This window comes from Streptomyces sp. NPDC050704 (assembly GCF_040654355.1).
Taxonomy (GTDB): Bacteria; Actinomycetota; Actinomycetes; order Streptomycetales; family Streptomycetaceae; genus Streptomyces.
Genome location: NZ_JBFAHW010000207.1, coordinates 1 through 10095 on the forward strand (window position 1 = coordinate 1; position 10095 = coordinate 10095).

Consider the following 10095-nt stretch of genomic DNA (forward strand, 5'->3'; position numbering starts at 1 on the left):
GTTGGCCAAGCAACTCCAGGAGGTCCAGGCCTGAGCGGGATGAACTGGCGATCGCGGAGCGGGTGTTGAACCGCCTGGCCGAACAGGCCCGGGCCGACGCCGGCGACGAGCGGAAGGCGGTGCGTGAGGCGACGAGGCGGTCCGGCACAGGCCCGAGTACACAGACCCCTTTACTCGGCCGAGTACGCTGGACAGTGACCTCGAAGAACGACCCTTCGCAGGCCGCTCACCGATCACCTAACTGAGGGTCAAGGGGTCGCAGGTTCAAATCCTGTCGTCCCGACAGTGTGAAGGGTCTTCGCAGGCGAGAGCCTGCGGGGGCCCTTTTCGTATGGGTCGTTTCCGACTGGGGGAGTACTCGCCGGATCCGGATGCCGATGACGCGGCCGAGGATCCGGTCGGTACGGCAGCCGAGAATGCCGCAGGAACTGATCCCGGTCATCCGTGATGACGAGACCACGAAGGTCCTCCTGGACCTGGCGCTGTGGCTGGAGCTGTACGAGCCCGAGACTGTGCTGAGCTGGGCGGTTCCGGAGTGAAGGGTGGGGGTGTTACCGGTGTTGCCGCTGTCACCCCTGCCCCGTCAGTTGTTCCGGCAGTCGTCCAGGGCCCGCAGCGCCTCGGCCGCTGCCTCGCGTATGTAATCGAACGGGTCCGAGTCCAGGGCGGTGAGTCGGTCGCGTAGCCGCTCCTCGTCCGGGGGGAGCGTGCCCGTCTCCTTCACCCAGTGGGCGATCCCCTTCGCGGCGGCCTGGCGCACCCCCGTATCCACGTCGTCCAAGTGCCGCACGAAGAGCGGCAGATCGTGCGGGGTGCCGGCGTCCGTCGCATTGTGCGGGTCCAGGAGCGACAGCGCGGCGGTTCGGACAAGGGGGGAGGTCGTCCGGTCCACCAGTTCCCGCAGACCGGGCAGGGCTTCCGCCAAACCCGTGAGGACCCTCTCTGTCACCCCGACCAGAGTGGGCGCGACGTGGAGACGGGCCACCAGCGCCCGGGCGACCGCCGCGCGTTCCCACGGCCGGAACTCCGTGTCCGCCATGGCGTCCAGGCCGCGCAGCGCACCTGCGTACACCTCGGGCGCGGCATGGTCCAGTAGGGGGAGCAGCAGCCACACGGCGTCCCATCTCCCCATATCGCCGTAGGCCGTTGCTGCTGCCGCGAGTGTGCGGGCGGCCGTTGTCGAGTCGGTGAGGAGAGCCCGCAGGAGCCTTGTGGCGGCCTTGCCGCCGACGGACCCCAGAGCAGTGGCGGCCGACGGCCCCGCCCGTTCGTCGCTCAGCCAGCGCGAGGCCGGATCCAGCAGCCGTTCGTCACCGGATCGCCCGAGCAGGAACAGCAGTTGTATGGCCATCTCCGGGTCCCGCTCCGCCTCCAGAGTCGCGAACAGCGCGTCCTGCACTTCCGGGCGTTTCACGCGCGCCAGTCGGAAAGCCACGGCGCAGCGCACCTCGGTAGAGGCGGCGTCCGTCAGATCTCTCAGCAGCGACGGCAGCAGCCGGTCGGTGTGCTGGTCCGACAGCATCAACACGGCATGCACGCGGGCGGCGTCCGCACCCCACTGGGCCGTACGGACCACCTCCGCCTCGACGTCCGGGTCCTCTTTGAACTCGAAGACCATGGCCCACGCCCGGCCCCAGATGCCATATGCCGGATCACCCATCAGCCGGACGAGCGCGGGAACATCACCGGGCACGCCCAGCTCCCGCAACCCCTCCAAGGCGTTGATCCGCAAGTGATGGTCGGGGTCGCTGAGCAGACGCCCATAGGCGTCCATGACCTCGCGATCGCGCAGCCCGAGCCGGAGGGATGCCAGAGAGGCCTGCCTGCGCACCCGCGGATCGTCGTCGTCCATCAGCGCGGGCAGGACCTCCGCCCCGGCCTCGGGGACCCCCAGCCTGCCCAGGCCCACCGCCGCCCCTTCCCGCACCTCGGGCGCGGGGTCGGTGGCTGCCCGGACGAGCACCGCGGCGTGCTCGGCGCCGCCGAGTTTGCCGAGCCCCTTCGCTGCTGCTGCCCGTCGCCAGGTGTCGCCCGTCTCCAGCTCCCTCAGGAAGAAGGCAACCTGATGTTCTGTCGTCATGTGTACCCCGGGAAGTAAGACTGCCGAACCGACGGGAGGTTGCGCCGACGGGCGCACATGTCATTCGCCTAAGGGTGAGGCTGAGCTGTTCCGAGTTTCGTAGCGGCCGGTTTGTGTGGTTTCAGGCGGCGTACGTGGTCGCCTGGGATCGGTAGTGCTGGGCCTCGAATTCCTCGGCTGAGAGGTAGCCGAGGGCGGAGTGCAGGCGCTCGGTGTTGTACCAGCCGACCTGTTGGACGACGGCGTGTTCGATCTGGTCGGCGTCCCGCCAGGGGGCTGGTCGAGCCCCCTCGTGAAAAACACCGAGGCGGCTTTCAGGATCTCGTTGGCTCGCCGCAACTCGGCTGTCTCCTTGCGGAGTTGGGTGAGTTCGGTTCGCGCGGTGCTGGTCAGCAGGTCGGGCCGGCTGCCCTGATCGGCCTCGGCCTGACGGACCCGGTTTCGCAGAGACAATCCGGTTCAGCTCAGGACGTCGCAGGAGATGCCGCGACTCTACGGGGCCGGCCCCGTCGCTGAACGTGCCCAGCGCCTCGAACCGCACGGCGGTGGGCGCCCGTTGGTCCTCGCGCCTCACGTCGGTGTCCCTTGGCTCGCCGGCCTGCACCGTCGCACCCGCCGGACGCGTACCAACGGTCACCGATGCGCGTGCCGATGGGCCGGGCAGGGGAGAATGAGGGCCGTACCCAACGGTTGATCCCTTGTGGAGGAGCGGGACATGCAGAACGCGCGTGCGGGGCAGGTCGCCGGGCCCGAGGACCTCATCGATGTGGCTCGCCTGGTCACGGCGTACTACGCGCTGCACCCCGACCCGGCCGAACCGGGGCAGCGGGTGGCGTTCGGCACCTCGGGACACCGCGGCTCGTCCCTCGCGGCGGCGTTCAACGAGGACCACATCGCGGCCACCAGCCAGGCCATCTGCGAGTACCGCGCCGCCCAGGGCACCGACGGCCCTCTCTTTATCGGCGCCGACACCCACGCCCTGTCCGAGCCCGCGCGGATCACGGCACTGGAGGTGTTCGCCGCCAACGACGTGAGTGTCCTCATCGACCGGGCCGACGGCTACACGCCCACCCCCGCGGTATCGCACGCCATCCTCACCCACAACCGCGGTCGCACGTCCGGCCTCGCCGACGGCGTGGTGGTCACCCCCTCGCACAACCCGCCCGCCGACGGAGGCTTCAAGTACAACCCGCCGAACGGCGGCCCCGCCGGTTCCGAGGCGACCTCCTGGATCCAGGACCGCGCCAACGAGATCATCACGGCCGGCCTGAAGGACGTACGGCGCATCCCCTACGCCCGTGCCCTGGCGGCACCCGGCACCGGCCGCCACGACTTCCTCGGCGCCTATGTGGCCGACCTGCCGAACGTGCTTGACCTGGCGGCGGTCCGGGCCGCCGGTGTGCGCATCGGCGCCGATCCGCTCGGCGGCGCCTCCGTCGCCTACTGGGGCCGGATCGCCGAACAGCACCGGCTCGACCTCACGGTGGTGAACCCGCTCGCCGACCCCACCTGGCGCTTCATGACGCTGGACTGGGACGGCAAGATCCGCATGGACTGCTCCTCGCCGTACGCCATGGCCTCGCTCATCGAGCAGCGCGACCGGTTCGACATCGCCACCGGTAACGACGCCGACGCCGACCGGCACGGCATCGTCACGCCGGACGGGGGCCTGATGAACCCCAACCACTATCTGGCCGTGGCGATTTCGTATCTGTTCTCGCACCGGGAGCAGTGGCCCGCCGGCGCCGGGATCGGCAAGACCCTGGTGTCGTCCAGCATGATCGACCGTGTCGCGGCGGACGTCGGCCGGCAACTGGTCGAAGTCCCGGTCGGATTCAAGTGGTTCGTGGACGGCCTGTCCGACGGAACACTCGGCTTCGGCGGCGAGGAGTCGGCTGGCGCGTCCTTCCTGCGCCGCGACGGCTCGGTGTGGACCACCGACAAGGACGGCATCGTCCTGGCCCTGCTCGCCTCCGAGATCGCGGCCGTCACCGACAAGACGCCCTCGGAGCACTACGCGCAGCTCACCGACCGCTTCGGCGCCCCGGCCTACGCACGGGTCGACGCCCCGGCCTCCCGCGAGGAGAAGGCGCTGCTCGCCAAGTTGTCCCCGCGCCAGGTCACCGCCGACACCCTCGCCGGTGAGCCGGTCACCACGGTGCTCACCGAAGCCCCCGGTAACGGCGCCGCCCTCGGCGGCATCAAGGTCGCCACCGCCAACGCCTGGTTCGCGGCCCGTCCTTCGGGCACCGAGGACGTCTACAAGATCTACGCGGAGTCCTTCCTCGGCCCGGACCATCTGCGCCAGGTCCAGGAGGAGGCCAAGTCGGTGGTGCTGACGGCGCTGGGCACCTGACGCGGACGAGACCTGGCACGCCGTGCGGGGATTGGCGTCTTGACGGGTCGCCCTTGCTCCAGCTGGGTGACTTATCAACTCCTTTACACTCGCTTGTATGGATGAAGAAGTTCGGTGGTTGTCGGCGGAGGAGCAGCACGCCTGGCGGGGCTTTGTCCGGTTGCATGAGCGGTTGGGGGGTCGTCTGTCGCGGATGTTGCAGAGTGAGTCGAAGCTTTCGGCGGCGGATTTCGGTGTGCTGGTGAATCTGACGGATGTGCCGGAGGGGCGGCAGCGTTATCAGGATCTGGCTCGGGCGCTGGAGTGGGAGAAGAGCCGGATGTCCCATCACATCGCGCGGATGGCGGGTCGGGGGCTGGTGGTCCGTGAGGAGTGTCCCGAGGATGCGCGGGGGGCGTTCGTGGTGATCACGGATGCCGGGCGGGTGGCGATCGAGGCGGCGGCTCCGTTGCATGTGGAGGCGGTGCGGGAGCTGTTCCTGGACCATGTCACCCCGGCGGAGCTGCGGACGCTGGCCGACATCTCCGACCGAGTGGTGGCAAAGCTGGACGAGGACCCCGCCTGAGCGGGTGAAGAGCTCAGCTGCCCCGCCGGACGGCCAGTACACCGAGCCGCCGTGCCGACTCGCCCGCCCGCCGCTGCGTTGGCGGGCTGATCGGGTACGCCCAGTACAAGGACGAGGACGGACCTCCGCCTTGCGACCTAGTTCCGCCGCCGGATGTGACCGAGTGCCTCACGCCATAGCCTCTCCACATGACGGCAGTTGACTCTCACCCCAGCGGACCCCGTAACGTGCAGCAGCGCAAGCGCGAGGCGCTTGAACGGCTCGCACGGGACAGCGACGTATGGGTCGCCACGGCCGACGCCACCGGCGAACCGTGCCTCGTTCCGCTGGCCTTCTGGTGGGACGGCGAGGCCGTGTGGCTGTCCACCCGCGACACCAACCCGACCGGGCGCAACCTGTGCGCCTCGGGCCGGGTCCGGCTCAGCTTCGGCCACAGTCGGGACGTGGTCCTGGTCCACGGCACCACGCGCATGCTGACCCGCGAGGAGCTGCCGGCCGAGGTGGGAGACGCCTTCGCCGCCAAGGATGGCTGGGACCCTCGCCAGGACCATCCCTCGTACGTCTTCTTCCAGGTCACCCCGCAGGTGCTGCAGGCATGGGGAACGGTTCCCGAGATGGCCGGACGAACCCTGATGCGCGACGGGAAGTGGCTGGTCTAGCGGTGCAGAGTCAGGTCCACGCGCCCGACAGCCGTCGTGTCACGACGGCGCTGAGTGTGCGTACGCCGTGCGCCGAGCCGGGGTCGATGCCGGTGAGTTCGCCGACCCGGCGCAGGCGGTAGTCCAGGGTGCGCGGGTGGACGTTGAGGGATGCTGCCGCCGCGCCGCGGTTCATGTCGTGGCGGTAGTAGGCATCGAGCGTGGTCACGAGGTCCGGGCCCGGTTCGAGCCTGCGGGCCACCGTGTGGAGCCAGGCGTCGATGAACGGCACGTCCGCGACCGCGAGTTCGACGAAGACGTCCGCCATGGTGTACGGCCGCAGCCGGCGGGACGGCTTCCCCAGTGGGGCCGACCTGCTGATCCGGCGGGCCCGTTCGAGGGCGGCGGGGAGTTCGTCGAGCGGTGCGGTGGCGGTGCCGGCGGCGCAGGGGCGGCCGAGTGCCTCGGCGAAGTCCCCGACGAGGTCCGCTACGGCGCCGGGTGCGGAGGGCAGCCGTATCGCCTCGTCGGCACATGGCACGACGGCGATCAGCTCACCGCCCTTCGTGCCGCTCTCCGGGTGCCAGACGACCGGCACCCGGTGTGTCTTCACGAGCGTTTCGATCTCGATGTCCAGATCACCGTCGCCCAAGGGGCGGTCCGGCACGCGGATCACCGTGACGGCGCAGAACTCGGGGAGTTCCAGGTCGAGGGCGGCGGCGAGGTCCGCGGCCATGGGGTCGCCGGTCAGCAGTGACCTGGCCAGCAGGGCGACCTGCTCGACGTACGGCATTCGGCGGCGCAGCACCGTCACGAATCCCTGTCGGTAGGCGACGATGCCGCGGTCGCCCTGCGGGGCGAACCAGGTCATCACCTGCATGAGTTCCTCGACATCGCCGCCGCGCAGGCCCTCGGCCGCCTCGTGGATGTCGCGCAGCATGAGCGTGGTGTGCAGTTGCAGTACCTGCTGCCGCGAATGCAAGGACATTCCGGCATCGGCCCGTACCTCGCCGATGGCCGCGATGTAGCGGAGGTCGTCGGTGGTCAGCTCGCTGTTGTCCGGAGACAGTTCGATCGTGCGGCGCCGCAGCCACACCGAGTATTCCATCGTCTCGGCTTTGGCCCGGGGCTTGGTTTCCCACGAACGGAACTCCGGAATCTCGCGCAGATACGCCTCGACCTCCCGGCGGGCGTTGGTCGGCGCCTGCCGGGCCAGTTCGGCGAAGAGGCTTCCCATGGGCGGGAGCCTGCCACCGCAGGTGAGCGGGTCGACAGACGAAATCCGGACGTGATTTGTCACTTCGCGTGAATCGACGACCTTTGCCTCACCTGGCATTTGTCATGATGTGCAAAGTTTCCGGATCAAGGCGGCATTGTGCATTGATCCGGTTGTGTAGCTGCGGTGAAGACGGCTAAATGATAGTCGTCAACATGCCGAAATTCGCATTCGCAGAGATTCGCATCGCGTGTGCAATTTCCCCCGATGGCATTCGATCGAACGGGAGGGGAACACTGATGAGAACAGGAATGAGAAAGAGACTCGCGGCGGCGGCCGCGGTCCTGTCCGTTTCCGCGGCACTGCTGGTGAGCACGCCCGGCACCGGTTCGGCCGCCACCACCGCCACGCCCAGCCTGCGGGCCTACGGGATCACCGGCGACGGCAGCCTGATGGCCACCTTCACCACCGACCGGCCGAACTCGCTCGACTGGGTCCAGGCCATCACCGGCCTCAGCGGCGACACCAAGCTGCTCGCCATCGACCACCGGGTCCAGAACGGCCTGCTGTACGGCCTCGGCGAGAAGGGCGGCATCTACACGATCAAGACCCCGCCGCAGACCTCCGACGTGGTGGTCACCAAGGTCTCCCAGCTCCAAGTCGCGCTGTACGGCACCAACTTCGGCTTCGACTTCAACCCGGCGGCCGACCGGCTCCGGATCGTCAGCGACAATGGCCAGAACCTGCGCCACAACCTCAATGACCACACCACGGTCGAGGACACCACCCTGACCACCCCGCCGCTCACCGGGCCGACCCGGGGCGTCACCGCGTCCGGCTATACGAACAACGACCTGGTCGCCGCCACCGGGACACTCCTGTACGGCATCGACACCACGTCGGACAACCTCGTCCTCCAGGCGCCTGCCAACAACGGCACCCTGTCCACGGTCGGCTCCCTCGGCTTCGACGCGCAGCCCAATGCGGGCTTGGACATCTTCAGCTACCTGACCAACGGCAAGACGACGTCGGTCGCCGCGTTCGCCTCGCTCACGCCGTACGGCGCGAGCACCCCGACGCTCTACAGCGTCAATCTCGTTACCGGCGAACCGACTCCGATCGCCCGGTTCCCGCTGAACATCACGTCCCTGGCGGTCACCCTCACCGGAAGCTGACCCTCACCGACTCGCACGGCGACCCGCCGGACAGCCGCACGCCCGGCGGGCCGCACGTCCTGTTCTCCTGGACCGGCTGCAGGCACAAGTGCCGCTCGGCCGGGTCCGGGTCGCTCAGGTTCAGGACTCGAGAAATTCAAGCGCCCTCGGCACGAATTCCTCGTGGCACTGGAAGATTCCCCCGTGTCCGGCATCCGGGTAGAGGGGGACGAGTTCGCTCCGGGGCAGGCGTGCGGCCAGGTCGAGTGTGTTCTGGCTGGGCACCATCCGGTCGTTCTCACCGTTTGCCACGAGGACCGGCTGGTGGATCGCCGACAGGTCCGACGGTGCTTGACGTCCCCATTGTTTGATGGCCTTGAGCTGCGCACGGAGCGAAGGCAGCGAGATGCCCTTGTCGCGGTTGTGTGTGCGCTCCTTCAGCCGTTCCAGGAAGGCGCGTCCGGCCTGCCGGCCGCCTGCGGTTTCGGTGAAGAAGAGGGAGAGTTTGGGATCCTGGCGGGTCAGGCCGCCCTTGAGCGTGGCCTGGATGGCGAGTGCCGGGACCTTGTCGATGCCGGGACCGCCCGCGGGGCCCGTGCCCGCGAGGATGACCTTGCGGACGAGGCGCGGTTCTTCCCCCGCGATGACCTGTGCGACGAAGCCGCCCATCGACAGGCCGAGCAGATCGACCTGCTCGAACCCGAGGGCTCGGATGAACAGCACCGCGTCGCGGGCCATCGCCTCGATCGTGTCCGGCGTGGAACCGCTCGATCCGCCCACCCCGCGATTGTCGAAGGTGATGACCCGCCGTCGTGCGGCGAGCCCGTCGACGACGCGCGGATCCCAGTTGTCCAGCACACCGGCCAGGTGGACCAGGAGGATCAGCGGCACGCCGCCCTCGAGGCCGAGTTCCCGGTAGGTGAAGTCCTCGCCGCGAACGGACACGGAGCGGGTCGGCGCGTTCTTGTACGACGACGTCGAGGGAGACGGGGAATTGCGCGGGGTGTTCATGTTCAGGTCCTTCTGTAGCGGGGGTTCCAGGGCACTTCTCGGTGCTGCGGGCTGTTGCCGTTCTGGCGCTCGTGGCGGACCTTGACGGGCCGGCAGGACTGTTTCCGCACGCCTCTCACGTCATCCTGACGACGACCTTGCCGGCCTTCGCGCGCCCGGCTTCGGCGTACTCCAGCGCTTCTGGGGTCGACTCGAACGGGAACACGGTGTCGACGACGGGGTGGATCCTGGCGGCGTCGATGAGGGCGGTGAGCTCGCGCAACTGGTCCCCGCCGGCCTTCATGAACAGGAACGAGTACGTCACCTGACGGCGTCGGGCACGGCGCCGGACGTCGGCGTCGGCTACACCGACGGCGAGCCGCGCGACTCGCTCGAGGGATTCGCCGGGGGAGCCATCGAGTTCATCGACGCACTGGGTCTGCCTCAGGCCGACCTGTTCGGCTGGTCCCTGGGCGGCATCGTGGCCCAGCGGGTGGCCGTGCGACGTCCCGAGCTGGTGCGCAGGCTCGTCGTGGCGGGCAGCGGCCCGGCCGGTTGGGTGCCCGACGCTCCGCCGTTCAGCGAGAAGGTCCTGGGCATCATGGCCAAGCGCGATGCCGACCTGGAGGACATCCTGTATCTGTTCTACCCCGAGACGGAGACGGCCCGCGCTGCTGGGCGCGAGCACTTCGACCACGTCTCGACCCGGCTCGCCGCGGGCGGCCCCGCAGTCTCCGAGACGGCCGCCCAGGGCATGCTCACCGCGACGGCCACGCTCCTGGCGGCCCCCTTTGACGAGGTGCGGGCGGAACTGGAGGCCATCAAGCAGCCCGTGCTCTACGCCAACGGCCTGCATGACGTGATGATCCCCGCCCACGCCTCCTACGTCGCGGTCCAGCACCTCGACAACGCCACTCTCGTGCTCTACACCGGCGCCGGCCACGCGTTCCTCTTCCAGTACGCCAAGGCCTTCGCCCAGCAGGTGGTCGACTTCCTCGCCGCCTGACCGCACCGACCTCACCAGGAGCGAGCGCCACAGCACCTCGCCCTTGCCGGGGACGGCCGGGATGCGCGGGAGTATCTCGTCCCGGTGCAC

At 69.0% G+C, this 10095-nt stretch carries 9 protein-coding genes and 1 pseudogene; 6 read left to right on the top strand and 4 right to left on the bottom strand.

Annotated features, from left to right (window positions below):
• Positions 1-416: 416 nt before the first annotated feature.
• Positions 417-539, top strand: a complete 123-nt coding sequence (locus AB0I18_RS50365; RefSeq protein ID WP_363112590.1) for a hypothetical protein — start codon at positions 417-419, stop codon at positions 537-539.
• 44 nt (positions 540-583) lie between these two features.
• Here AB0I18_RS50365 and AB0I18_RS50370 read toward each other — a convergent pair whose 3' ends face one another.
• Positions 584-2080 (bottom strand): HEAT repeat domain-containing protein, encoded by a 1497-nt coding sequence (locus tag AB0I18_RS50370; RefSeq protein ID WP_363112591.1) that lies wholly within the window; start codon positions 2078-2080, stop codon positions 584-586.
• A gap of 715 nt (positions 2081-2795) precedes the next feature.
• On the opposite strand from AB0I18_RS50370, the gene pgm reads away from it, so the two are divergent.
• The 3 genes from pgm (at position 2796) to AB0I18_RS50385 (ending at position 5660) form a co-directional block, all read left to right on the top strand.
• Positions 2796-4436: a phosphoglucomutase (alpha-D-glucose-1,6-bisphosphate-dependent) gene (gene pgm, locus AB0I18_RS50375; RefSeq protein WP_363112592.1), complete on the top strand. Its 1641-nt coding sequence runs from the start codon at positions 2796-2798 to the stop codon at positions 4434-4436.
• A gap of 97 nt (positions 4437-4533) precedes the next feature.
• Positions 4534-5001, top strand: a complete 468-nt coding sequence (locus AB0I18_RS50380) for a MarR family transcriptional regulator (RefSeq protein ID WP_363112593.1) — start codon at positions 4534-4536, stop codon at positions 4999-5001.
• 188 nt (positions 5002-5189) lie between these two features.
• Positions 5190-5660, top strand: coding sequence for a pyridoxamine 5'-phosphate oxidase family protein (locus AB0I18_RS50385; RefSeq protein WP_363112594.1), 471 nt, complete (start codon positions 5190-5192; stop codon positions 5658-5660).
• 10 nt (positions 5661-5670) lie between these two features.
• Here AB0I18_RS50385 and AB0I18_RS50390 read toward each other — a convergent pair whose 3' ends face one another.
• Positions 5671-6876 carry a helix-turn-helix domain-containing protein gene (locus AB0I18_RS50390; protein ID WP_363112595.1) on the bottom strand — a complete coding sequence of 402 codons (1206 nt, stop codon included), beginning with the start codon at positions 6874-6876 and terminating at the stop codon, positions 5671-5673.
• A 290-nt stretch (positions 6877-7166) separates the two neighbouring features.
• Between AB0I18_RS50390 and AB0I18_RS50395 the strand changes: the two genes are divergently transcribed.
• Positions 7167-8030 carry a DUF4394 domain-containing protein gene (locus tag AB0I18_RS50395; RefSeq protein WP_363112596.1) on the top strand — a complete coding sequence of 288 codons (864 nt, stop codon included), beginning with the start codon at positions 7167-7169 and terminating at the stop codon, positions 8028-8030.
• 120 nt (positions 8031-8150) lie between these two features.
• Here the strand turns inward: AB0I18_RS50395 and AB0I18_RS50400 are convergent, their stop codons facing one another.
• Entirely contained in the window at positions 8151-9020 is an 870-nt protein-coding gene (locus tag AB0I18_RS50400; protein ID WP_363112597.1) for an alpha/beta hydrolase, read from the bottom strand.
• 115 nt (positions 9021-9135) lie between these two features.
• A pseudogene (locus AB0I18_RS50405) lies at positions 9136-9348 on the bottom strand (zinc-binding dehydrogenase); the annotation flags it as partial.
• On the opposite strand from AB0I18_RS50405, the gene AB0I18_RS50410 reads away from it, so the two are divergent.
• Positions 9325-10005 (top strand): alpha/beta hydrolase, encoded by a 681-nt coding sequence (locus AB0I18_RS50410; RefSeq protein ID WP_363112598.1) that lies wholly within the window; start codon positions 9325-9327, stop codon positions 10003-10005. The pseudogene AB0I18_RS50405 and the gene AB0I18_RS50410 overlap by 24 nt on opposite strands.
• Positions 10006-10095: the final 90 nt, after the last annotated feature.